This window comes from Aurantiacibacter sp. MUD61 (assembly GCF_027912455.1).
Lineage (GTDB): Bacteria > Pseudomonadota > Alphaproteobacteria > Sphingomonadales > Sphingomonadaceae > Alteraurantiacibacter.
Map to the genome: position 1 here is coordinate 1,983,188 of NZ_CP115446.1, position 21,762 is coordinate 2,004,949.

22 protein-coding genes are annotated in these 21,762 nt (G+C 61.3%); 4 read left to right on the top strand and 18 right to left on the bottom strand.

Annotated features, from left to right (window positions below; all coding sequences use genetic code 11):
* The first annotated feature begins 45 nt into the window (after positions 1-45).
* Positions 46-2,004 carry an excinuclease ABC subunit UvrC gene (gene uvrC / locus O2N64_RS09470; RefSeq protein ID WP_271077364.1) on the top strand — a complete coding sequence of 653 codons (1,959 nt, stop codon included), beginning with the start codon at positions 46-48 and terminating at the stop codon, positions 2,002-2,004.
* A 7-nt stretch (positions 2,005-2,011) separates the two neighbouring features.
* Here the strand turns inward: uvrC and O2N64_RS09475 are convergent, their stop codons facing one another.
* The 10 genes from O2N64_RS09475 to hisG form a co-directional block, all read right to left on the bottom strand.
* Complete coding sequence (locus tag O2N64_RS09475; RefSeq protein WP_271077365.1) at positions 2,012-2,752, bottom strand: EcsC family protein; 741 nt, start codon at positions 2,750-2,752, stop codon at positions 2,012-2,014.
* 40 nt (positions 2,753-2,792) lie between these two features.
* Positions 2,793-4,403, bottom strand: a complete 1,611-nt coding sequence (locus tag O2N64_RS09480) for a serine hydrolase (protein WP_271077366.1) — start codon at positions 4,401-4,403, stop codon at positions 2,793-2,795.
* Positions 4,404-4,425: 22 nt separating this feature from the next.
* Positions 4,426-5,322 carry an acyl-CoA thioesterase gene (locus tag O2N64_RS09485; protein WP_271077367.1) on the bottom strand — a complete coding sequence of 299 codons (897 nt, stop codon included), beginning with the start codon at positions 5,320-5,322 and terminating at the stop codon, positions 4,426-4,428.
* A gap of 33 nt (positions 5,323-5,355) precedes the next feature.
* On the bottom strand, positions 5,356-6,240 hold the full coding sequence (locus tag O2N64_RS09490; RefSeq protein WP_271077368.1) for a cupin-like domain-containing protein: 885 nt from the start codon (positions 6,238-6,240) through the stop codon (positions 5,356-5,358).
* Positions 6,237-7,433: a GNAT family N-acetyltransferase gene (locus O2N64_RS09495; RefSeq protein ID WP_271077369.1), complete on the bottom strand. Its 1,197-nt coding sequence runs from the start codon at positions 7,431-7,433 to the stop codon at positions 6,237-6,239. The genes O2N64_RS09490 and O2N64_RS09495 overlap by 4 nt, the downstream gene beginning before the upstream one ends.
* A 151-nt stretch (positions 7,434-7,584) precedes the next feature.
* Positions 7,585-9,750, bottom strand: coding sequence for a sodium-translocating pyrophosphatase (locus O2N64_RS09500; protein WP_271077370.1), 2,166 nt, complete (start codon positions 9,748-9,750; stop codon positions 7,585-7,587).
* 135 nt (positions 9,751-9,885) lie between these two features.
* Positions 9,886-10,755, bottom strand: coding sequence for a thiamine-phosphate kinase (thiL, locus tag O2N64_RS09505; protein ID WP_271077371.1), 870 nt, complete (start codon positions 10,753-10,755; stop codon positions 9,886-9,888).
* Positions 10,752-11,204 (bottom strand): transcription antitermination factor NusB, encoded by a 453-nt coding sequence (gene nusB, locus O2N64_RS09510; protein ID WP_271077372.1) that lies wholly within the window; start codon positions 11,202-11,204, stop codon positions 10,752-10,754. The genes thiL and nusB overlap by 4 nt, the downstream gene beginning before the upstream one ends.
* Positions 11,201-12,496 (bottom strand): histidinol dehydrogenase, encoded by a 1,296-nt coding sequence (hisD, locus tag O2N64_RS09515; RefSeq protein ID WP_271077373.1) that lies wholly within the window; start codon positions 12,494-12,496, stop codon positions 11,201-11,203. Before hisD ends, nusB begins: the two co-directional genes overlap by 4 nt.
* Positions 12,496-13,176, bottom strand: coding sequence for an ATP phosphoribosyltransferase (hisG, locus tag O2N64_RS09520; RefSeq protein WP_271077374.1), 681 nt, complete (start codon positions 13,174-13,176; stop codon positions 12,496-12,498). Before hisG ends, hisD begins: the two co-directional genes overlap by 1 nt.
* Before the next feature lie 42 nt (positions 13,177-13,218).
* On the opposite strand from hisG, the gene O2N64_RS09525 reads away from it, so the two are divergent.
* Positions 13,219-14,295: a DUF2332 domain-containing protein gene (locus tag O2N64_RS09525; RefSeq protein ID WP_271077375.1), complete on the top strand. Its 1,077-nt coding sequence runs from the start codon at positions 13,219-13,221 to the stop codon at positions 14,293-14,295.
* On the opposite strand, the gene O2N64_RS09530 is transcribed toward O2N64_RS09525, so the two are convergent.
* The 5 genes from O2N64_RS09530 to O2N64_RS09550 are packed head-to-tail and all read right to left on the bottom strand — an operon-like array spanning position 14,292 to position 17,614.
* On the bottom strand, positions 14,292-15,185 hold the full coding sequence (locus O2N64_RS09530; protein WP_271077376.1) for an alpha/beta fold hydrolase: 894 nt from the start codon (positions 15,183-15,185) through the stop codon (positions 14,292-14,294). The two genes, O2N64_RS09525 and O2N64_RS09530, sit on opposite strands and share 4 nt — an antisense overlap.
* A 2-nt stretch (positions 15,186-15,187) precedes the next feature.
* Complete coding sequence (locus O2N64_RS09535) at positions 15,188-15,688, bottom strand: FKBP-type peptidyl-prolyl cis-trans isomerase (RefSeq protein WP_271077377.1); 501 nt, start codon at positions 15,686-15,688, stop codon at positions 15,188-15,190.
* A gap of 26 nt (positions 15,689-15,714) precedes the next feature.
* Positions 15,715-16,602 carry a pirin family protein gene (locus O2N64_RS09540; RefSeq protein WP_271077378.1) on the bottom strand — a complete coding sequence of 296 codons (888 nt, stop codon included), beginning with the start codon at positions 16,600-16,602 and terminating at the stop codon, positions 15,715-15,717.
* Between the two features lie 14 nt (positions 16,603-16,616).
* The gene (locus O2N64_RS09545; protein ID WP_271077379.1) at positions 16,617-17,324 is read right to left on the bottom strand and encodes a glutathione S-transferase; all 708 of its coding nucleotides are present in this window, start codon (positions 17,322-17,324) and stop codon (positions 16,617-16,619) included.
* Positions 17,321-17,614 carry a BolA family protein gene (locus tag O2N64_RS09550; protein WP_271077380.1) on the bottom strand — a complete coding sequence of 98 codons (294 nt, stop codon included), beginning with the start codon at positions 17,612-17,614 and terminating at the stop codon, positions 17,321-17,323. Before O2N64_RS09550 ends, O2N64_RS09545 begins: the two co-directional genes overlap by 4 nt.
* Before the next feature lie 55 nt (positions 17,615-17,669).
* Between O2N64_RS09550 and O2N64_RS09555 the strand changes: the two genes are divergently transcribed.
* A complete protein-coding gene (locus O2N64_RS09555) occupies positions 17,670-18,260 on the top strand; it encodes a J domain-containing protein (RefSeq protein ID WP_271077381.1) in 591 nt (196 codons plus the stop codon).
* 1 nt (position 18,261) lies between these two features.
* On the opposite strand, the gene O2N64_RS09560 is transcribed toward O2N64_RS09555, so the two are convergent.
* Genes O2N64_RS09560 through O2N64_RS09570 form a run of 3 tightly spaced genes read right to left on the bottom strand, consistent with a single transcriptional unit; the run spans position 18,262 to position 20,564 of the window.
* Positions 18,262-19,125 (bottom strand): oxygenase MpaB family protein, encoded by an 864-nt coding sequence (locus O2N64_RS09560; protein ID WP_271077382.1) that lies wholly within the window; start codon positions 19,123-19,125, stop codon positions 18,262-18,264.
* Positions 19,126-19,164: 39 nt separating this feature from the next.
* Positions 19,165-19,770, bottom strand: a complete 606-nt coding sequence (locus O2N64_RS09565) for a glutathione S-transferase family protein (protein ID WP_271077383.1) — start codon at positions 19,768-19,770, stop codon at positions 19,165-19,167.
* On the bottom strand, positions 19,767-20,564 hold the full coding sequence (locus O2N64_RS09570; RefSeq protein WP_271077384.1) for a VOC family protein: 798 nt from the start codon (positions 20,562-20,564) through the stop codon (positions 19,767-19,769). The genes O2N64_RS09565 and O2N64_RS09570 overlap by 4 nt, the downstream gene beginning before the upstream one ends.
* 180 nt (positions 20,565-20,744) lie before the next feature.
* Between O2N64_RS09570 and cobS the strand changes: the two genes are divergently transcribed.
* Entirely contained in the window at positions 20,745-21,728 is a 984-nt protein-coding gene (cobS, locus tag O2N64_RS09575) for a cobaltochelatase subunit CobS (RefSeq protein ID WP_271077385.1), read from the top strand.
* Positions 21,729-21,762 lie beyond the last annotated feature (34 nt).

Consider the following 21,762-nt stretch of genomic DNA (forward strand, 5'->3'; position numbering starts at 1 on the left):
ACGCAAGCAATTGAGAATTGCGCATCCCCCGCCTATCTCCCTTGCATGAGCCGCAGCGACGCCGGATCCCCGCCCAATCCCCATGGTGCCGAACGCTTCAACGAGGAGCGCGCGGCTTATACCGTCAAAGGTGGTGGCAAAGGAGGCGCTCAGCCCGATCTGGAAGCCGGTGTGGGTGCGATCAGGGAAGTTGTGGCGACGCTCAAACCCAAGCCCGGCGTATATCGCATGCTCGATGCGCGCGGCGATGTGCTTTACGTCGGCAAAGCGCGCAGCCTGAAGGCGCGCGTGGCGAACTACACGCAGATCAAGGGGCTGACGAACCGTCTCCAGCGCATGGTCAGCCAGACGCGCGGCATGGAAATCGTCACTACCAATTCGGAGGCAGAGGCGCTGCTGCTCGAAGCGCAGTTCATCAAGAGATTTCGCCCACCTTACAATGTCTTGCTGCGCGATGATAAGAGCTTTCCTTTCATCCTTTTGCGCGAAGGGCACGACTATCCGCGCATCATGAAACATCGCGGCGCGCGCCGGGCGAAGGGGAGCTATTACGGGCCGTTTGCGAGTGCGGGTTCGGTCAACACCACGATCAATGCACTGCAAAAACTCTTCCTGCTGCGGAGCTGCACCGACACGTTCTTCGAACGGCGCGAGCGGCCATGCCTGCTTTACCAGATCAAGCGCTGCTCGGCTCCTTGCGTCGGTCGCATCGACCAGGAGGGCTATGACGAGCTGATCCGGCAAGCGAAGGATTTCCTCGGCGGGAAGTCTGGCGCTGTGCAGGCCAAGATCGAAAAGCAGATGGCGGAGGCAGCCGAAGCGCTCGACTTCGAAACTGCGGCTTTGCTGCGCGACAGGCTGCGGGCGGCGACGTTTATTCAGGGCTCGCAAGCCATCAATGCAGAAGGTGTCGGCGACGCCGACGTGTTCGCGCTTCACGCCAAGGGCGGCCAGATCGGCATCCAGGCCTTCTTCATGCGGGGAGGCCAGAATTGGGGCCATCGCGCCTTCTTCCCCAAAAACATCAAGGACACTGAAGAGGTAGAGGTGCTCGCCAACGTGCTGCTGCAATTCTACGAAGAGGTGCCGCCGCCGCCGACCATCCTCGTCGACCGGGATTTGCCCGAGCGCGAATTGCTGGAGGAGGCGTTTTGCGAACTGGCGGGGCGCAAGGTGAGCATTTCCGTCCCGCAACGCGGCGATCGGCGCAAACTGCTGGAGCAGGCCAAACGCAACGCTGTCGAAGCGCTGGACCGGCGCCTCGCCGAAAGCGGTACGCAGGCGAAAATCATGCGCGAAATGGCGGAATTTCTTGAGCTTCCCGAAGTGCCCGCGCGGATCGAAGTCTACGACAACTCGCACATCCAGGGCGCGAAAGCGGTGGGCGCAATGGTAGTCGCGGGGCCGGAAGGCTTCATCAAAAACCAGTATCGCAAATTCAACATCAAGTCGGCGCAGACGAATGACGATTTCGGCATGATGCGCGAAGTGATGGAGCGCCGTTTCAGCCGCGCGATGAAGGAAGATCCCGATCGCGAGAAGGCGGGGGTGTGGCCCGATCTCGTACTGATCGATGGCGGCAAGGGACAGATGTCTTCCGTGTGCGATACGCTGGCAGAACTGGGCATCGAGGACGTGCCGCTGATCGCCATCTCCAAGGGTCCGCATCATGGCCGAGAGGGGCGCGAGGTATTCCACTTCCCCGATGGCCGGGAAAAGACGCTGCCGACCAACTCGCCTGTGCTGTTCTACCTCCAGCGCCTGCGGGACGAGGTTCACCGCTATGTCATCGGTGCGCATAGGGCGAAGCGCAGCAAGGCGATCACCGCATCACCGCTCGACGAAATTCCCGGCATCGGTCCCGCCAGAAAGCGCGCGCTGCTGCTGCATTTCGGCACGGCAAGCAAAGTTCGCGCAGCGGCGCTGGAAGATCTACAGCGCGTGCCCGGTGTCAGCGACAGCGTGGCGCGTAAAATATATGATTTCTATCACGCGAGCGGCTAGCGGTAGCTCACTCTGTGGTGGGTGACCCTTGGCGGGCACGCATCCGCCTTTCCTGGAAAGCGAAGCGTGCGGCCTTGCCGACATCACCCTGGAAGCTTGAATTGACGATGCCGCCTACGGCCGATCCTACAACGGGAACGATCATTCCTGCGCGTTTCCGAAACGAGGCGAAAGCGATTGCGCGCGATACGCGTTCGATAATCTGGTCCACAACCGGTACGATCTCTTCGTGATCGGCGGCTACCAGTTCGCCATCCGGGCCAATCGAGGCTTCGAGCGCGGCGATGCGTTCCCGGCGTAAATCCGGGTCGTCCAGCGCGGACAATTCCAGAATCTGCATGCGGAACAGTTTTTCCTGCGGCCCTTCGCCGCCATAGCCATAGGCACGGCCGGTATCGCGAATTGTCCGCAAGGCAATGGCGATGGTCGCTGGAATGTCGAGGCTCATCGTCATGACCCCGCCGAAGCCTGCCGCAACGCCGGTACTTCCGCTGATGCCGCGGGCCGCTCGCGAAACGCGCTTGGCCGCTTCGCGCGCGGCCGCAATGTCAGTCGGATCGTGATCGAATTTGACGAGTTGCGGTGCGCCGACAGCTGCATCGACGCCTTTCAGCACTCCTTCAACCAGCGATTTGGGCACGACCGATGCCACCGCTTTGCCGAACGGGTGGGTTAGTCGTTCTATCCCACGTCCGAGCCATGAGGGCTTGCTATTGCGAAATTGCGCCTGCTGTTTTTCGAAGTTCATAAAAGGTGAACACTCGACGACGGTAGGATGTTCCGCGCAATTAGTTGACCCGCTCCAGCCGCAGGTCGTGGAAATCATAGCTGAAATCGGTCAGGTCGGAGATCGCCTGCATGGTCACCAGCGTTACCTCGCCATCTTCCACCGTGAAGTCGACGAAGGCGTCTGCCTTCAGCGAGCTGTCTGGCCAGAAGGCGGCGAACCGGTTGCCATCGTAGTGAGTCAGCGCGCCGTCGAGCACTTCGCTGCGGCCCATGTCGATATACAGATTGCCATCTTCGGTCTGCGAGATGACTACATCGCCGTACCACGGATCGCGATAGGTGCCGGTGTAGGCCGATAGGGGCAATGTATGCGGCTGGGCTGCTTCGGGTGCCACAAGACCGGTGGATATCTGTTCGACCCCGCGTGCTTCAGCCGCGGCAAAGGCAGCGCCCCAATCGCCGATGAAGTCGTTTTCGGGTGCTCCCACCAATGCGCTAGCGATATGGTAGTTGAAGGTGCTCGCTGCGCCGCGATAATCGTTTGTCGCGGAGAAAATCACCGCGTCATATTCGGGCAGGATCAGGAAGTTGCTCACCACGCCGGGCGCACCGCCGCCATGGCCGACCGCCAGCGTGCCTTCGAAATCGTGAATGCTCCAGCCGAGCGCATACATCGCGAGATTGGTGGAGCCTGAGGCGCGCAATCCGCCGCGCGGCCTTTGCGGGGTGACGCCCTGCCACAGTTCGCGTGCCTGGCCTTCGCTGATCAGGCGAACGCCATCAGCGGTAACACCGCCGTCGAGCCAGAACTGACCCCATTCCATCATTTCGCCGGCTGGGCACCACAATCCGCCAGCCGCTGCCCAGGTGGTCGAGAAATCAATGCGCGGATCGGTCGGCACGCCATCCTCCGCACCGGCAGCGCGTTCATGCCCGGTAACGACAGGAGCGCTGGCAGGGATCAGCGGCTTGTCGGCTGCGCACTGATCCATGCCCACAGGAAGCAGGATTTCCTGCGTGACGAAATCGGTCCAGCTCTGCCCGGAGACGCGCGCCACGATTTCGCCCGCCACGATGTAGAGGAGGTTGTCATAGGCATATTCGCTGCGAAAACCGCTGCTGGGGCGAAGGTGCTGCAGCGCGGCGATGACATCATCAGGCTCGGCATTGCCATCGGGCCAGATCAGCAGGTCACCCGCACCCAGCGGCAGACCGGAGCGATGCGTGAGGGCATCGCGCACGGTGAAGTTCGCGCTCACCCACGGATCCCACATGGCGAATTCCGGTATGTAGGTGCGGATCGGAGCGTCCCATTCCACCTCGCCACGATCGACAAGAATGGCGAGGGCGGTGGTGGTGAAAGCCTTGGAGATCGAGGCGATCGGGAACAGCATGTCCTCTGTAACCGGGCGGTTCGTGCCTTCTTCGGCGAGCCCTGCGGCGCCAAGATAGACGAGTTCTCCATCTACCTGCACAGCGGCGACCATCCCGGTGGAATCGTAAGCTGCCATTGTCCGCTGCATGGCGAGATCGAAATCGGGCGCGGGCACGACTTCCGCGCCGGCAACGGCCATTTCGACAGGAGCATTCGCTGCAGGGCTATCCGGCGTATGCGCGCATCCGGAGAGCACTGTCAGCAGGGTGAGCGCACTGATCGCGGGCTTCAACATGATACTCTCCTAATGATGCTATTCAGCCAACGTGGCGCAGCATGCCTTCCTGTGTGACGCTGGCGACAAGCTTGCCGGAACGGTCGAAAACTTCGCCACGAGCATAGCCGCGGCCGCCTCCGCTCCACGGCGAATCGGTTTTGAACAACAGCCAGTCATCGACCGCGAAGTCCTCGTGGAACCATACCGCGTGATCGAGGCTCGCGCCCTTTACCTGGCCCTGGTGGAAGCTCTTTCCATGTGGCTGCAGCGCCGTCGCCAAAATCTGGAAGTCCGAGATATAGGCCAACACCGCGCGGTGAAGGGCGCGATTTTCCGGCAGCGGGGCCACGGTTCTAAACCAGACATGGCTCACCGGTTCACGCTCTTCCGGGCGCAGCCAGTCGCGCGGCTCGACTGAGCGGAAATCCACGGGAAACGGCCGAACAAGTATGTCCTTGATCGGCCCATCGGGCACGAATTTGGCGATTTCCCGACGAATCTCGACATCGGGACGCAGGTCTTCCGGGCCGGGTACATCGGGCATTTGCGGATGCTGGTGGCCGGGGCCCTCTGCAGGCTCCTGAAAAGACGCCACGAGGTTGAGAATCGGCTTGCCCTGCTGGCTTGCCACAACCCGGCGATTGGAAAAGCTGCGGCCATCCAGGTCGCGCTTCACCCGGAATTCGATGGGCAGATCGTCGCTACCGGGGCGAAGGAAATAGGCGTGAAGCGAATGCACTTCGCGCGCGGCATCGACTGTGCGGCTCGCGGCGCCAAGCGCTTGCGCGATCGCCTGACCGCCGAATACGCGGCCCGTTCCGTCGGGCCGCCGGCGGCCGATGAAGACGTCGGCGCCCTTGGCTTCGAGCTCGAGCAGGAAGACCAGGTCGGCGAGAATACGTTCGGGAGTGGGGTGATCAGGGGGTGTTGTCGTCATTGCCCGCAGCCATGCGCGCGGGCGGGCGCGTCGTCAAGCGATGCCGGGAAGACGGCGCAGCAGGCGCATTGCCGTAGCTTTGCCTGAGTTGGTCGCAGGCCAGCGCTTGGGCGGATTGGGCTTCAGGCCAAACTTGCGGATCAGTCCGTTGAACGCACGGGCATCGGCCTCGGCATAGCTCCACTCGCTGCGCCATGTGATCGACAGCGAAATCGAGACATCCGGACCGTTCTGGACATAATGCGGCGACATCACCGGCACATAGACCCCTTCCGACGGGCCAAGCTTGAACGGCAAGCCGGCGCGTTCGTGATTGCGATGCCACGGCAGTTCGCGCGGCCCACCACGATGGTATGCTTCGTGGCTCTTGTCCGACGCAAAGCGCCTGTCGCCAGCGGGATAGACCGTCATCGTCTTCGTGCCGCGCAACTGCATCAGTATGTTGTGCTCCGGATCGAAATGCAGCGGCGTGACGGCATCGGGGCTGGAGATGAAAATATAGGCTTGCGGCGTCAGCAGCGGGCCGGTGCGCTCTTCGATCGTGGGCCGCAATTCCTCCAGAAGTTCGCTCAGAAGGCTGGCAAAGGGTTTCTTCTGCTCGACATTTTTCAGCACGGCCCAGCTTTTGGTCGTGTCGATATTGCGGATGGTGTCGCCAATGGACAGGCCATTGCCTTCGGGCTTTCCATCGACGCCATACGGCAGATCACCGCGGTTATATTCGACACTCTCTTCAGGCAGAGATTCTGCCAGAAGCGCGATCTTGTCAATTTCCAGCAAGGGATGATCGATCAGATTGTGTTCAATCTTGAGCGCGCCCTCAGGATAGGATGTGGCGAGAAAGCTCTGCACGGCCGAGGGGAAGATCCGCCTTCCGCCAAGTTGTCGCCCATGAAAATTCGTATACTGGCGCGTCATGTAATCCCCCCGGACGCGGCGCCAGCTTCGAGCCGGACCGTTTGCGCAAATGTCATCTGGCGCAATGAGCCCCCGATCGCAATCGAATATCGTGCAATCGACCGGCGCTCGCGCCAGAGATGATTGATCATCGGGTGGTCGGGTGCCGCACAAGAGTCCATCCAGTCAATCTTTGAATTGTAAAGAATTTCCAGATTCTCGTGCTGCAAAAGCACGCCGGGGGAATAGCGCGCATACTCTTCGTCGAATGTGGTCTTGAATGAAAAACCGCCGGGCGGCGTGAGGAAGTTCGCCAGCATCGCAATCGCGCGGCCATCGAGGCGCAGTGTGAGGCATTCGAGCCTTCCGCGCCGGGCGGCACCGGAAAGCGCGCGTCGGAACATCCGCTCGGTACGGCGATCGCTGGCGAGGGCGGATTGCTGCGAGCCTTTCCATCCGCGCGCTTCCAGCTCGAGAAATTCCTGGCACCAGTCGCCGAGGGTGTCGCTGTCGGTCAGGCGAGTGGCTTCCAGCTTGCCGAGTTCGCCGAGGCGACGGTGCTGGCGGCGCAACTCTTTGCGTTTCTTGGTCGAGAGTGCGTTTGCATAATACTCCTCTGGCCCAAGCGAGCTCGCCAGCATCGCGCGTTCTTCGTGCATCACTTTGGCTGCAGGGCGATCCTGCGCAGCGACAGTCTCCGCCAGAGCCGCGTGCAGGGGACCCTCGGTCGGCATGTGGACCAGATGCAGGAAAAGGGAGAGGCGCGGGGTCCTGTCCGCCCAAGCGAGCAGATGTTCCCAAAATGCTTTTTCAAATCCGCGCGCCACAAGCGGTGCGCCGAGGAAGCAATTGTCATGTGTCCAACCGCGAATGTTGGGCAGCGGGTATCCGTAATACTTGCGATCGCGGTGGAGCGGCATCAGGCCGACGAGCCCGCCATTCGCCTCCAGCGTGAAAATCATCACACTGCCCTGCGGATCGAATTGCTCCAGTACCGGGAGCAGGAACCAGCTTTCGTAGAAAGGATTGGGCTCGCTCGCCCAGCTCGCCAGCATGTCCCACGCAGCAACCCGGTCACCCCGGTCAAGATCGCGCCAGTCGCGTACGCGGGCAGTCAGTGCGCTTTGCGGAAATTCTGCGGTTTTCGGGCGCGGGTTAGCAATCGCTCCGCCAAGGGGCCTTTGCGTATCCGTGAAGGGGAAAACCTTACCCAATCCGTTTGTTAACCTGCGCTAGCTTTGCCCGGTTTGGGCGAGGCTCGTTCTAGGAGGCAGGGGGACAAAGATTGGCTAAGGCAATGGGTAAACAAAACCCTGCCAGGCGCGAACCTGGCAGGGCTGTGTTAACCAATATTGGCTGGTGGGATCAGGCGGCTCCGTGTCCGGCCAGTGCCGCGAGCAGCAGCAGCGCGACAATATTGGTGATCTTAATCATCGGGTTAACGGCAGGGCCGGCAGTATCTTTGTAAGGATCGCCAACCGTATCGCCGGTCACTGCGGCCTTGTGGGCTTCAGAGCCCTTGCCGCCGTGATTGCCGTCTTCGATATATTTCTTCGCATTATCCCATGCGCCGCCACCGGCGGTCATCGAGAGCGCGACGAAAATACCGCCAATGATCACGCCGAGCAGCAAAGCGCCAACTGCTGCAAACGCGTTTTCCTGACCTGCAAGAAGCAGGATCGAGAAATAGACGACGATTGGAGCGAGCAGGGGCAGCATCGAAGGAATGATCATCTCCTTGATAGCAGCCTTGGTCACCAGATCGACCGTCCTTGCGTAGTTCGGCTTGGAGGTACCGGCCATGATGCCCGGATCGTTCTTGAACTGATCACGCACATCGACAACCACGTCGCCCGCAGCGCGGCCCACGGCGGTCATGCCCATCGCACCGAAGAGGTACGGGAGCAGTGCGCCGAGCAGAAGGCCGACAATGACGTATGGGTTCTCGAGGCTGAAATCGACGTCAGCATCCGGGAACAGCTTCGCCAAATCGGTCGTGTATGCCGCGAACAGCACCAGCGCGCCGAGCCCCGCCGAACCAATGGCATAACCCTTGGTCACAGCCTTGGTGGTATTGCCGACCGCATCGAGCAGGTCGGTCTTTTCCCGAACGCTGTCATCGAGGCCGGACATTTCGGCGATACCGCCGGCATTGTCCGTCACGGGACCGTAGGCATCGAGAGCGACGACCATGCCAGCGAGAGCCAGCATTGCAGTTGCCGCATAGGCGATACCCATAAGGCCAGCGAGCTGGAAGGTGGCGATGATACCGGCAACGATGACGATCGTCGGCAGCGCCGTCGATTCAAGGCTGATGGCGAGACCCTGGATGACATTGGTGCCGTGGCCCGTTTCCGAACTCTTGGCGATCGAGCGGACCGGGCGGTAATTCGTGCCGGTGTAATACTCGGTGATCCAGATGATGAGGCCGGTGATGGCAAGGCCGATGAGCGAGCACCAAAACAGGTCCATGCCGGTAAAGCCGGTGATCTGTTCTGCGGTGCCTTCTTCCGCCAGCGGAGCACCCGGGTCCACACCCGCCACAGCCGCACCGATTTCCGTACCCATGCCGCCCAGCGCATAGCTGATGACGAAATAGATGAGCGGAATGGCGAGAACGGCCGAGACGATGAAGCCCTTGTACATCGCGCCCATGACATTCGTGCCGCCCTTGGAGAGCTTGACGAAATAGGTGCCGATGATGCTGGTGACGATGCACGCACCGCCGATCAGCAGCGGCAGCGCCATCATGGGCAGCAGCAGATCGCCCAAGACCTCGCTGAAAAGTAGCGCTGTCAGGACCATCGTGACGCCCACGGTCACCACGTAGGTTTCAAACAGGTCGGCGGCCATACCGGCGCAGTCGCCGACATTGTCGCCCACGTTGTCGGCGATGGTCGCCGGATTGCGGGGATCGTCTTCCGGGATACCGGCTTCGACCTTGCCGACCAGGTCGGCACCGACGTCTGCGGCCTTGGTGAAAATACCACCGCCAAGGCGCGCGAAGATCGAGATCAGCGAAGCACCGAAGGCGAGGCCGACGAGGCCGTAAACAACTTCATCGCTGTCTGCCGCAAATCCGGCCGTTGCGACGAGCACATAGAAGAACACGGCGATTGCCAGCAGCGCGAGGCCAGCCACCAGCATGCCGGTGATGGCGCCAGCGCGGAAAGCGATGGTGAGGCCCTGCTGCAGGCCTTTCTCAGCCGCAGCAGCGGTCCGCACGTTGGCGCGCACCGAAATGTTCATGCCGATATATCCGGCAACGCCCGACAGGATAGCACCGATCAGGAAGCCGATTGCCGGAACGAGACCGAGAAAAACGCCGACCAGGATTGCCACCACTACACCCACGATACCGATCGTGGTGTACTGGCGGTTCAGATAGGCCTGTGCGCCTTCCTGAATGGCTCCGGCGATTTCCTGCATCTTTTCGTTGCCGGCAGATGCGCCAAGCACCTGTCGGCTGGTAATAAAGCCGTACACGACGGCAAGCGCACCAAGCGCAATACTTATGAGAACGAGTTCCATGACCCCGTTATCCCCTCTCTCCAAAATGAAACGACCCGGTTTGCCCGGGTTCGTGTGGAAAGCAGGATTAACGAGCTTGAACCTTTCTACAAGCGTAAATGCGGGGTTTTGCCGCCTTTGAAAGCGACACCCCTGTTATTCGTGCAAATATCCGAGGCCTTCTGCGTTCACCAGCGGCTCTCCATCCAGAAACAGCGGCGCGAAACCGCGTGGCTCGACAGCGCCGATGCAGGTGGCGGGCACGGGAGGCAAAGTGCCATCGGGCAGGGTGAAGAGCAGTTCGTAATCATCGCCCCAGCGCAAGGCATCATCGCGCCGATCAACTTCGGCGACAGGCACCTTGGCGCTATCTATGGCGAAACTGACATTGCTCGCCTCTGCCATGCGGAATGCGTCGAGCAGTAGGCCGTCCGAGATATCCATCATGGCGTTGGCAAGCGGCGCGAGGTCAATGCCTTCCATCACGCGCGCCATCGGGCGGGCATAGGCGGTGTCATCGCCGTCTGTCCCGTCGCGCAGCGCTTCAAAGCCGAGCATCGCCGCGCCGAGAGTGCCGGTTACGAAGATAGCGTCGCCGATACGCGCGCCTGCGCGGGAAGGAACCGGGGTACGGTTCGCGCGGCCAATCGCGGTCAGGCCGAAGGCGCGCGGCGCATCGCCGGACACGGTATCGCCTCCGAGCAAAGGAACGCCGTAGTGCGAAAGCACTTCTTCCAGCCCTTCGACAAAGCGCGCGTCGTCTCCGCCGAGCATGTGTCCCAAGACTACGCCCAGCGGTTCCGCACCTTTCGCGGCAAGATCGGAGAGATTGGTCGCAACCAGCTTCCACGCGACATCGGCCATGTCCTGCTGCGGAAGGAAGTGTCGCCCCTCCACGAGCATGTCATGGGTGATGATCAGCGTTTCGGAGCCGACCTTCAGGACCGCGGTATCATCGGCAAGTCCGCGCGCACCCTCGTGCAGGGGAAGCTGGCGCAGCGCTGCGATAAAGTCCGCCTCGTTCAATCCCGAACGTCCTTTGCCACGGCATCGAGAATGCCGTTTACGAATTTCGCCTCACGCTCATCGAAGAATGCATGGGCGACATCGACATACTCGCTGATCGCCGTGGCCTTGGGCACATCGGCGCGCGCCATCAGCTCATAGGCGCCGCAGCGCAGGATTTGCAGCATCGTCTTGTCAAGGCGGGCGAGCGTCCAGCCCTCGGCCAGTTTCTCGGTCAGCTTCTCGTCGATTTCGTCCTGCCGCGCGGCGACGCCGGACACCACATCGTCGAAAAAGTCGACTTCAGCATCTTCATACTGGTCCTCTTCGATTTCCTGTCCAAGCCGATGCTGGTGAAATTCATCGAGCAGCTTGGCGAGCGCGGTCTTTTCCATGTGCCGCTGGTAGAGCGCCTGCACGGCGGCAAGACGCGCGGCGGAGCGCTGACGGGAACGGGAGGATGCGGTCATTTCAAACGTACTTTCACACTGGCGGCATGGGCAGGAAGCCCTTCAATATCGGCGAGGATGGCCGCGGCCGGACCGATCGCAGCGAGCGCATCGGCGTCGGCTTCGAGGAAGCTGGTGCGCTTCATGAAATCGAGAACGGACAGACCGCTGGCAAAGCGCGCACGGCGACCTGTCGGCAACACGTGGTTCGGCCCGGCAACATAATCGCCGACAGCTTCCGGCGTGTGACGGCCGAGGAAAGCGCTTCCGGCATGGCGAATCCTGGCGAAGAAGGTGTCGGGTTCATCGACCATCAGTTCGATATGCTCGGCAGCCAGGCGATTGGCGAGCGGCGGTGCATCGCGCAGCAAATCTTCCACCACGATCAGCACGCCGTGATCGTCCCAGCTCTTGCGCGCGGTTTCCTTGGTGGAAAGCTGCGCGCAAAGGACATCGACGGCATCTTCCACCATTTCGGCAAAGGTGGCATCGTCGGTGATCAGAATGCTCTGCGAGGTCGGGTCGTGTTCGGCCTGGCTCAGCAGGTCGGCTGCCACCCAATCGGGATCGGACTTGTTATCGGAGATGACGAGGATTTCGCTCGGCCCGGCGACCATGTCGATGCCGACCACGCCGTAAAGCTGGCGCTTCGCCTCTGCCACCCAAGCGTTGCCGGGGCCGGTGATGACATCGACGGGACGGATTTTCTCGGTGCCATAGGCCATCGCGCCAACGGCATGGGCACCGCCGACACGCCAGATTTCATCGATTTCGCACAGATGGGCAGCGGCCAGTACCATGTCGTTGACTTGGCCATTGGGCGTCGGTGTGCAGACGACCATCCGCTCAACGCCCGCGACCTTTGCAGGGATCGCATTCATGAGCAGGCTGGACGGGTAGGCCGCGCGGCCACCCGGAACATAGAGCCCTGCCGCCTCGACAGGAAACCACTTCGCGCCCAGCCGCACATTGGCATCGTCGCGGAAATCCCGGTCCTGGGGCAATTGCCCTTCGTGATAGGCGCGAATTCGGCTTGCGGCGAGTTCAAGCGCGCCGCGCGCTTCATCGCTGAGCGCGTCAAAAGCGGCGGCGCAGCGGTCCTTGCCGATCGACCACGTTTCCGGGTCATCGGTCAGCGCATATTTGTCGAACCGCATGGTGAGATTGCGAAGGGTGTTGTCGCCATCGCGGCGCACTTCGGCGAGGATTTCCTGCACATCGCGCGCCACGCCCGCGTCGCTTTCGCGCCGGTCGCTCACAATGCGCGCGAACTTTGCCTCGAAATCGTCAGCTGTGGAGGACAGGCGCTGCATCACGCGGCATCCTTCATCATTGCGAGCCGGAAGCGCTCGACCAGAGCAGCGACGCGCGGGTCTTTCTTCAGCGCCGCGCGATTGACGATCAGGCGGCTGGTGACCTGCATGATCTCCTGCTTCTCGACGAGGCCATTCGACTTCAGCGTCTGGCCAGTGGAGACAAGGTCGACGATCCGCCCGGCAAGCCCGCTATAGGGAGCAAGCTCCATCGCACCGTTCAGCTTGATGCATTCGGCCTGGATGCCCTGCCGCTCGAAATGGCGGCTGGTGATATTGGGGTATTTGGTCGCCACGCGCAGATGGCTGGCATTGCCATATTTGTATTCGACCGGCTCTTTCGGCTCCGCGACCGATAGGCGGCACGCCCCGATGCCGAGATCGACCGGAGCATAGAGCTCCGAATAGTCGAATTCCTCGATGACGTCGGAACCAACAATGCCTGCCTGCGCTGCACCGAAAGCAACGAAGGTGGCGACGTCGAAAGCACGCACGCGGAAAATGCGCATGTCACCGCTGGTATCGGCAAAGCTGAGTGAGCGGTCTTTCTTGTCGTGAAAGGCCGCTTCGGGCACAACGCCCGCGCGTTCCATCAGCGGCACCGCTTCTTCGAGAATGCGGCCCTTGGGAACAGCGAAAATCAGCGGTCCGAGATCGGGTGTGGCACTGGCGTTTGTCATCGCCGCGCGATGTAGGGGCAAGCAGGGCAAAGGGCAATGTATATGGCCGCAGCAAAAGGCAGTGATGGCGCGATTATGGAAATCAGCAGTGTAGAAGAAGCGATTGCGTGGCAGGCCGACCATGCCGATGAAGCAGGCGCGCCCAACACTGCCCGCATGGTTCGCGCCCTCCTCGCGGTGCTGCAGACCGACACGACAATTGCGCGGCGGCTGGGCAGTTGGCACGGTCTTACGCTGGAAGACGCGGTGCCCTTGCGCATCGCTGCAGGTTTTCACTGGCTGTTTCTTACCGGCGAAGAGCCGCGGCTGGGCGAGATCTACCAAGGTTTGATGACCGATCAGGGGCAGGTGGATGCGCTGGTTTCAGAGACCGCACAGAAATTCGATCACGTATTGCTGCCATGGTTCGACAGCCCTCCGCAGACCAATGAAGCGGGCCGTTCTGCCAGCGTGATGGCGGCATTGATGTGGTTATCGGGAAAGCTCGGCCCCAAATTCGCGCTGCACGAAATCGGCGCGAGCGCTGGCATCAACACGATGATGGGACGCTTCGCCTTCGGCCTTGGCGGCGTGCAGGCTGGGCCTTCGCTCGGCTCGCTCAAGCTGGTGCCTGAATGGCGCGGTGATGCGCCGCCCGCCAATCCCGTCGAGATCGTCGATGCGAAGGGCTGCGATGTCGCGCCGGTGGACCTGACCGATGAAGCGCAGGCGCTACGCCTGAAAGCCTATATCTGGCCAGAGGCGACCGAGCGGATGGCGCGGCTCGACACGGCAATTTCGCTTGCGGAGCGGATGCCGCCAGAGATTGCGCGGCAGGATGCGGGTGCATTCGTGACAGAAATGCTCGCCGCCCCGCAGGATGAAGGCATCACCCGCGTGCTGTTCCACACGATCATGTGGCAATATCTGCCTGAGGTAACGCGCGAGGCGATTACGCAGGCTATGGAAGAGGCGGGATCGGCTGCGACGGCGGAAAAGCCGCTGGCGTGGATCAGCTTGGAAACCAATCGCAAGACTTTCCGCCACGAATTGCGCGTGCGCTATTGGCCAGGCGGCGAAGGGACCAATTTGCTGGCGGAGGCGCACCCACATGGCGCGTGGGTGGAGTGGAAGGGCTAACCCCCGAGGAATTCGTCCAGCGCGGCGTTCACCGGCTCCGGAGCTTCCCACGGAATGAAATGACCCGCGCCTTCGACGCGCGCGATAGTCAAATCCTGCACCCAGTCGTCCAGCCTATCCAGATTGGCCGGTAGCAGCGCTTCATCGCCCGTGCCCCAGATGACCAGCGTCGGGAGGGTCAGCGGCGGGAAGGGCGGATCGCTGTAGCCCTTGGGCAGGCCGAAGGGCTCTTCCATCGGCGGCACGGCGATACCGCTCGCGCGGTACCAATTCAGCATGGCAAAGGCATTGTCCGGATTGGCCCACTGCGCCGCCAGTTTAGCCATTTCTTCCGGCGCGTAAGCCGGGCGGTTTTCCCAGCTGAGCGCGCTCTGCAACAATCCGACAAGACCGGCTTCGCGGATTACGCCGTCATGCGCAGGATCGCGGAAGGTCCGCATATACTGGCTGGCAGCGCGCTGCGCCTCGTCTTCGAACAGCAGGCGCTGGAAGATCGCGGGATGCGGCGCATTGGCGATCACGAGCCGCTCGACAACGCCCATCGCCTGGCCGAATGCGGCAACGCCCCAAGCGAGCGCGCCGCCCCAATCATGGCCAATGATCGTGAATTTCGCGACGCCCAGCTCCTTCGCGAGCGCAAAGATATCGCCGATCAGCGATTGCGCGTCGTAATGTTCCACGCCTTCGGGCTTCGACGAATTGCCGTAGCCGCGCTGATCCGGCGCGATGCAGCGAAAACTGGTGTTGAGATGCTCGATCTGATGCCGCCACGTGCGGTGGTTTTCCGGGAAACCGTGCAGGAAGATGAGCGCAGGCGCATCTTCCGGGCCGCTATCCCAGACATCCAGCGTGATACCGTTCGGGAGCTTGACTGGCGTCAGATCGGACATGCTCACACTCCTTCGCTGGGGATGCCAAGCAGTTCGATCGTGAACAGAAGCGTTGCGCCGCCGGGAATGGGCCCGCGCCCCTGCAGTCCGTAGGCGCTGGTCGCGGGGATGACGATTTCCGCCGTATCGCCCACGCCCATGTATGGAATGGCGATCTGCCATCCGGTGATGAGGCGGGACAGCGGGAAGGTGGCGGGCTCGCCGCGCTCGACCGAACTGTCGAACACCTCGCCGTCAGGAAAGGTGCCTGTGTAATGGATGGTAATCTCGTCAGAGACTTCAGGCGCGGGGCCGGAGCCATCGCCTGCAGTGCGCCGAAACATCACGCCGCCATCGAGCCGATACCAGCCATCTTCAGCCGAAAGCGAATGCAGGGCCTGTTGCTGTGCGTTGTGCCATTCGATCGTTCCCGGGGAGCCGGGTACGGGCGCGGCAGATGTATCCTGCGCGATGGCGGGGTTGGCGATGAAAAGGGCGGCGATGGGGAGCAATGCGTTTTTCATGGCCCCCTTCATAACCAATTCTGGACCTAGGGATAGCTCACAGTTTTGGGCTCGCCATCGGGCAGGGGAATCCATTCCGCATCATCACCCGGCACCTTGGCGAAGCGGCCTTCGCGCCAGTCTTCCTTGGCCTGATTGATACGTTCGCGATCGCTGCTGACGAAGTTCCACCACACATGGCGCTTGGTCTGGAAAGCTTCTCCGCCAAGCAGCATCGCACGCGCGCCGCTGCGGCTCGAAAGCGTCATCGCCTCGCCGGGTTTGAGCACGACGAGATCGTAAAGCTTCAAGGCTTGACCATCGAGCGAGGCGTCGCCGCCGACAAGCATCACCGCGCGTTCGTCGGCCTCCGCATCGATGGGGATTGAGCCGCCTTCCTGTAGCACGATCTCGGCGTAAATGGTCTCGGCGTGGCAAGTGGTGGAGGCCCGCTCGCCCCACAGCTCGCCCATGATGATGCAGGCACGCGCGCCATCGCCATCGATCCACGGCAAATCGCTCACTGCTTCGAAAGCCGGGTTGATTTCTTCCTTGCCATCGGGAAGCGCGAGCCAGGTCTGCATGCCGTAGAGTGAAGGACCCTTCTCACGCTCGACCATAGGGCTGCGCTCGGAATGAACGATGCCCGTTCCGGCAGTCATCAAGTTCACCGTACCCGGTCGAATAGTCGAAAACGTACCGAGGCTATCGCGATGGTCGATCGCACCATCAAACAGCCATGTTACGGTCGCGAGATTGATATGCGGGTGCGGACGCACATCCATGCCGCTGCCCAGATCGAGCTGGGCCGGACCAAACTGGTCGACGAACACGAAGGGGCCGACCATGCGGCATTCCTTGCTCGGCACAGCGCGGCGAACGGTAAATTCGCCAAGGTCATGAGAAACGGGCGTGACGGTCTTGATAATGCTCATGCCCAATCAAGCCCCTACTGCTCGTCCAGTTCCTCATAATGGCGGAAGATGCCGTCTTCGTTGAAATCCATCCGCTGTTCGCTGGCGAGGTACTCGGCGAGCCCTTCTATCTCGGGCACTGCGCCCTGCAGACCTTCGAGATAAGTCCACGTTCCCTGCATTTCCTTCATGTAATTGGGGAACATATAATCCAGCCCCTCCATGATCTGGAACAGGCTGGTGTCGACATGGCTGGGCTGCTGGCCAAGGGTGAACGGGCCGCCATTGGCAGCGATCGCGTTGTCGAAATGGATCAGGTATTTGGGGATGCGCTGGGCGCGGAAATAGCCGGCCTTCTCAAAAGCTGAGTCCATCTGATCAGCATAATAGAGTTCGCTCGCGATGGGATGGTGGACGCTGTGCACTTCCTCCACGAAATCGGCGATGTCGAGCTGGAGCTGGAGCAATTGCAGGTCGGTTTCCATCTCGCCCGAACCATGCCCCTCCTTGTCGGAGAGATATTGCAGGATCAGCGGGGTCTGGCCGATCGTGACATCACCATCGACGATGTAAGGCGGGGCGAAGGGGCGGATGCCCTCAAGGCCATGCATATGCTCGACCAGCGCATCGGCGCTCTGTTCGCGCGCCATGTCGGTGTAGTCGATCTGGAAAGCCTCGCAAAACAGGCGGATGAATTCGCCGCGACCGGGGATGTTCGGCCAATACCACAGCTCAACGCTCATGGCGCTTCTCCCCCTGGGGCTTCACCTGGCGCATAGCATTTCATGGCAAAGGCGTGGACCCGCTCGCCCGGAATATTGCCCAGGGCGGCCAGCACCATGCGCTGGCGGGCGAGGCGGTTCTTGCCTTCGAATTCGGGGCTTTCCACGATGACTGTGAAATGGCTTTCGCCGCTGCCGTCATCGCCCGAGTGGCCCGCGTGATGCGCGCTATCGTTGATGACTTCGAGCCGTGTGGGCTTGAGAGCATGGGTAAGGAGCTGGGTGATTTCGTTTGCAACTGGTCCGGTCATGCGGACCAAATTGGGGGTTTCCAACAGCCGGTGCAATCCCCATTTGTGGGCGCTCATGCGAAACGAGAGATTTCACGGCCGGTATGAGAGCGAGGGAAGGGTGTGCGAGCATCCCACCTGCCGCGAACCCGGAGAATTCCGCGCACCCGGCGGGGCCGGCAACTCATTTGACGGTCCGGGCGAATGGCGCTGGTTCTGCCTCGAGCATGTGCGCGAGTTCAATGCCGGATACGACTGGTTCGAAGGAATGAGCGCGGACGAGATTTACAGGGCGCAGGCCCCCGGCTCGGGCTGGCAGACAGAATCCCCGGCATTTAAACCCACCGCGGGTGTCGATGGCATGCCGCGCTGGGCTGACTTTGCCGATCCACTCGACGCGATCGGCGCGCGGGCGGGGGACATCAAGCGCGCCGCAGCCGGGCGCAAGCATGAGAATTTCAGCCGTTTCACCCCGCGAGAGCGCGAGGCCCTGCAAATCATGGGGCTTGGACCGAAGACGGACAGGCCGGAACTTCGCCGTCGCTATTCGGCACTGGTCCGGCGCTATCACCCCGATCGCAACGGCGGAGACCGCGCGCATGAGGCGCGGCTGCAGCGCGTGGTCGAGGCCTATCAGCTGCTGCGGCGCGCAGCGGCTTTCGCCTGATCTATCCGCGCGGTTTTTGCTGGAACGCCCAGCGCATCGTGCCGCCCAGCGCCCCGGTGACAAGCTTTGACGGCAGGGCCGAAAGGCCCGGCGCATCGAGATCGAGCATGGTGCGCGCAAAGGGCGGCAGAAGCGATACTGCCGCATTCGCCATAAACGGCTGGATCGTGCCCGCTGCACCCGGCGGGCGATGCTCCAGCACCAGTTCGGCGACTTCGCGCGCTTGCGGCGTCGCGCGCAGGTCAGACCGCAAGGTGCGGAACACCGCTTGTGCCTCGGCCTTCGTTTCCGGCACCGGATCGGCGCCAAGTTTACGCGCGATTAAAGCAAACTGCCGGAAATACTCGTCCTGTTCGGAAAGCGGCATTTCCGGCCGGACATGGACGAGCCATGCTTCGAGAAACATCAGCGCTTCGGTGACATGCACCCAGGCCAGCGTGCGCGGGTTGCTCGCTTCATAGGCGGACCCATCGGGAAGCGTGCCTGTCACCTTCGAATGAATACGATTGACCCGCGCAATCGCCGCCTCCGCATCATCACGGTGGCCGTAAGTCGTCACCGCGATGAAGCGCGCTGTGCGGCGAAGGCGGCCGTGCATGTTCTCACGAAAATTGGAAAAATCGAGCACGCCTTGCAGCGCATGTGGATGGAGCATCTGCAACAACAGCGCGGACATCCCGCCCACCATCATGCTGACGAGATCGGCATGCACCATGCGAATGGGCGTATTGGCGGCGAAGAACGCTTCATCGGAAGGGGGGATCGGCGCTTCGCCTTTGGACGCGTCGTTGAACGCCGCGCGCACTCGCTCGACCAGCTTCAGCCGGGTAAATTCGACCGGATCGGGGAAAGGGCGGCGCGCCATATCTTCAATTTAGGCGCATTGCCGCCGAATGCGAGTGCCCTAAAGGTCAGGCGGGTTCATCGCAGCGGCATAGGTCGGGCGCGAACGCAGCCGCTCCTGATAGGCCTTGAAGCTATCGCGCTCTGCCAGGGTTCCGAAGGTGATCCCCCAGTCGACCTGTGCGCCAACATAGACATCCGCCATGGTGAAGCGGTCACCGCAAACATAATCGTGTGATTTGAACCACGCATCGAGTGTGTCGACCACACGATCGTAGCTTCCGAAACCTGCGGTCATCTGCTCCTTGGCACTCTTGGGCTCCCAGCCAAGCGCTCTATTGGTGATTGCGGCTTCCGCCGGGCCCGATGCGAAGAACAGCCAGCGGAAATAGTCAGCCTTCTCTTCGGGCCGAGGTAGAAGGTCCGGCGCATCCATTTCCGCCAGATAATGGCAAATCGCTGCAGCCTCGGTCACCACATGGTCATGGCCTTGGTGGTGGTGAATGATCGTCGGCAACTTGCCCATGGGATTGGCATCGAGCAGCCACTGCGGCTTCTTCTCCCACTCGACCATAACAAGCTCCGGCTCAACGCCAGCCTCGGCGAAAGCCCATTTGGCAATCATCGCCCGGCTCATCGGGTTGAAGAAAAGCGTGTAGCTGCTCACTGTTTGTCTCCCGGCGATCCGATGATGGAGAACATCGCACCCTGCGGGTCCATCGCATTGATACACATGTCACCGCCGGGCACTTCCATGGGGCCGTTGAGGATCTCGCCGCCCCTGTCTTTCACATAGTCGGCAGCGGCGTGAATGTCCGGCACGCGGAAATAGAATGTCCACATCGAGACCGGCATCGCCGGTGGCCGGGCCATCATGCCGCCGAACATGAAATCGCGATCCGCACCGCACTTCAGCATGTCGTAAGTACCCATCGGTCCCATATTCATCGTCTCTGCTACGCTCCAGCCGAACTGGTTGCTGTAGAAGGATATCTCGGCTGCTTTGTCGCCCGCCATCAACTCGTTCCATGCGCAATGGCCCACTTTCGGTTCGTGCGTTGAGAAAGCGTGGCTTTCCTCACCTGACTGGTCATCGATAATGTAATAGAATGCGCCTTCGGGATCGTGCAGCATGGCAAACGGGCCGACGCCCGGCACTTCATTGCCTTCCATCAGCACAGTCGCGCCCGAAGCGCGGGCTTTCTCGAGAGCTGCGGGCACATCGTCCACGCGGATATAGCCAACCCAGGCCGGGCGTGCGCCATGTTCGACCATGGGCGGCGTAAGCTGAAGCTGACCACCGATCTGCGCCTCACCAGCCGAGAACATCCGATAATCGACGCCGTCTTGTCCGGATTCCGCATAATTCCAGCCGAGCAGCCCCGAATAGAAGTCCTGCGCCGCGTCCGCATCGCTGGTCATCAATTCATACCAGACAAAATCGCCGTGTTGGTTGGCCATCACTCTTCCCCTCTATGGCATAGCGCCGAGTCCCGTGGGAACGTTACGTGAACAAATGTAATCGGTCAATTCTTCGCGCGACGCGTGAGGGGCTGGGGACCAGCGCGAGCGGCCTCCCACCTCTACCGTCACAATACCTTGTTGCAGCGCACCTCTCGCGCGTCTAGGCACGCTCGCGAGATGAATGAGATGACAAACAGCACCGAAACCGGAACCACCGTGATGGCCGCGCCCGACACCGAAGTCGATGTGCGCGAGACCTTTGGCATCGATATCGACATGAAAGTGCAGGCCTTTTCCAAGGCCGATGAACGCGTGCCCGATACCGACGAAAGCTACGTTTTCGATCCGGACACGACGCTGGCGATCCTGGCTGGCTTTGCCCACAATCGCCGCGTGATGATCCAGGGGTATCACGGCACGGGTAAGTCGACTCACATCGAACAGGTTGCCGCCCGCCTCAACTGGCCGACTGTTCGCATTAATCTCGACGCGCATATCAGCCGTATCGATCTTATCGGCCGCGATGCCATTGTGCTGCGTGACGGCTTGCAGGTGACTGAATTCCGCGAAGGCCTTCTGCCGTGGGCTTTGCAGCATCCAGTCGCATTGGTGTTCGACGAATATGACGCTGGCCGACCGGACGTGATGTTCGTGATCCAGCGTGTGCTGGAACAGGCGGGCAAGCTGACTTTGCTCGACCAGAACCGCGTGATCCGCCCGGACCCGCATTTCCGCCTCTTCGCGACCGCCAACACCGTCGGTCTCGGCGATACCAGCGGCCTTTATCACGGCACGCAGGCGATCAACCAGGGCCAGATGGACCGCTGGAATATCGTGGTCGGCCTGAATTACCTGCCTGCCGAAACCGAGCGCGAGATCGTGGGCGCGAAAACGACGCTGGGTGCGGATCTGGTGGCGGATATGATCCGCGTGGCAGACCTCAGCCGTCAGGGCTTCATGAACGGCGATATCTCAACCGTGATGAGCCCGCGTACGGTGATCACCTGGGCGCAGAACACCGAAATCTTCGGCGATCCTGGCTTTGCCTTCCGGCTCAGCTTTCTCAACAAGTGTGATGAGGCAGAGCGGATGCTGGTCGCAGAATATTACCAGCGCGTATTCGGCACCGAATTGCCTGAAAGCGTCGTCTCCAAAGACTGAGGCGTTCCCCGCCGATGCGGGTAAATCCCGGCGT

What these genes read in the sequence shown, in the direction of transcription:
- uvrC (WP_271077364.1), top strand. Translation starts at nt 46, where the DNA reads ATGAGCCGCAGCGACGCCGGATCCCCGCCCAATCCCCATGGTGCCGAA.
- O2N64_RS09475 (WP_271077365.1), bottom strand. Translation starts at nt 2,752, where the DNA reads ATGAACTTCGAAAAACAGCAGGCGCAATTTCGCAATAGCAAGCCCTCA.
- O2N64_RS09480 (WP_271077366.1), bottom strand. Translation starts at nt 4,403, where the DNA reads ATGTTGAAGCCCGCGATCAGTGCGCTCACCCTGCTGACAGTGCTCTCC.
- O2N64_RS09485 (WP_271077367.1), bottom strand. Translation starts at nt 5,322, where the DNA reads ATGACGACAACACCCCCTGATCACCCCACTCCCGAACGTATTCTCGCC.
- O2N64_RS09490 (WP_271077368.1), bottom strand. Translation starts at nt 6,240, where the DNA reads ATGACGCGCCAGTATACGAATTTTCATGGGCGACAACTTGGCGGAAGG.
- O2N64_RS09500 (WP_271077370.1), bottom strand. Translation starts at nt 9,750, where the DNA reads ATGGAACTCGTTCTCATAAGTATTGCGCTTGGTGCGCTTGCCGTCGTG.
- nusB (WP_271077372.1), bottom strand. Translation starts at nt 11,204, where the DNA reads ATGACCGCATCCTCCCGTTCCCGTCAGCGCTCCGCCGCGCGTCTTGCC.
- hisD (WP_271077373.1), bottom strand. Translation starts at nt 12,496, where the DNA reads ATGCAGCGCCTGTCCTCCACAGCTGACGATTTCGAGGCAAAGTTCGCG.
- hisG (WP_271077374.1), bottom strand. Translation starts at nt 13,176, where the DNA reads ATGACAAACGCCAGTGCCACACCCGATCTCGGACCGCTGATTTTCGCT.
- O2N64_RS09525 (WP_271077375.1), top strand. Translation starts at nt 13,219, where the DNA reads ATGGCCGCAGCAAAAGGCAGTGATGGCGCGATTATGGAAATCAGCAGT.
- O2N64_RS09530 (WP_271077376.1), bottom strand. Translation starts at nt 15,185, where the DNA reads ATGTCCGATCTGACGCCAGTCAAGCTCCCGAACGGTATCACGCTGGAT.
- O2N64_RS09535 (WP_271077377.1), bottom strand. Translation starts at nt 15,688, where the DNA reads ATGAAAAACGCATTGCTCCCCATCGCCGCCCTTTTCATCGCCAACCCC.
- O2N64_RS09540 (WP_271077378.1), bottom strand. Translation starts at nt 16,602, where the DNA reads ATGAGCATTATCAAGACCGTCACGCCCGTTTCTCATGACCTTGGCGAA.
- O2N64_RS09545 (WP_271077379.1), bottom strand. Translation starts at nt 17,324, where the DNA reads ATGAGCGTTGAGCTGTGGTATTGGCCGAACATCCCCGGTCGCGGCGAA.
- O2N64_RS09550 (WP_271077380.1), bottom strand. Translation starts at nt 17,614, where the DNA reads ATGACCGGACCAGTTGCAAACGAAATCACCCAGCTCCTTACCCATGCT.
- O2N64_RS09555 (WP_271077381.1), top strand. Translation starts at nt 17,670, where the DNA reads ATGCGAAACGAGAGATTTCACGGCCGGTATGAGAGCGAGGGAAGGGTG.
- O2N64_RS09560 (WP_271077382.1), bottom strand. Translation starts at nt 19,125, where the DNA reads ATGGCGCGCCGCCCTTTCCCCGATCCGGTCGAATTTACCCGGCTGAAG.
- O2N64_RS09570 (WP_271077384.1), bottom strand. Translation starts at nt 20,564, where the DNA reads ATGGCCAACCAACACGGCGATTTTGTCTGGTATGAATTGATGACCAGC.
- cobS (WP_271077385.1), top strand. Translation starts at nt 20,745, where the DNA reads ATGAATGAGATGACAAACAGCACCGAAACCGGAACCACCGTGATGGCC.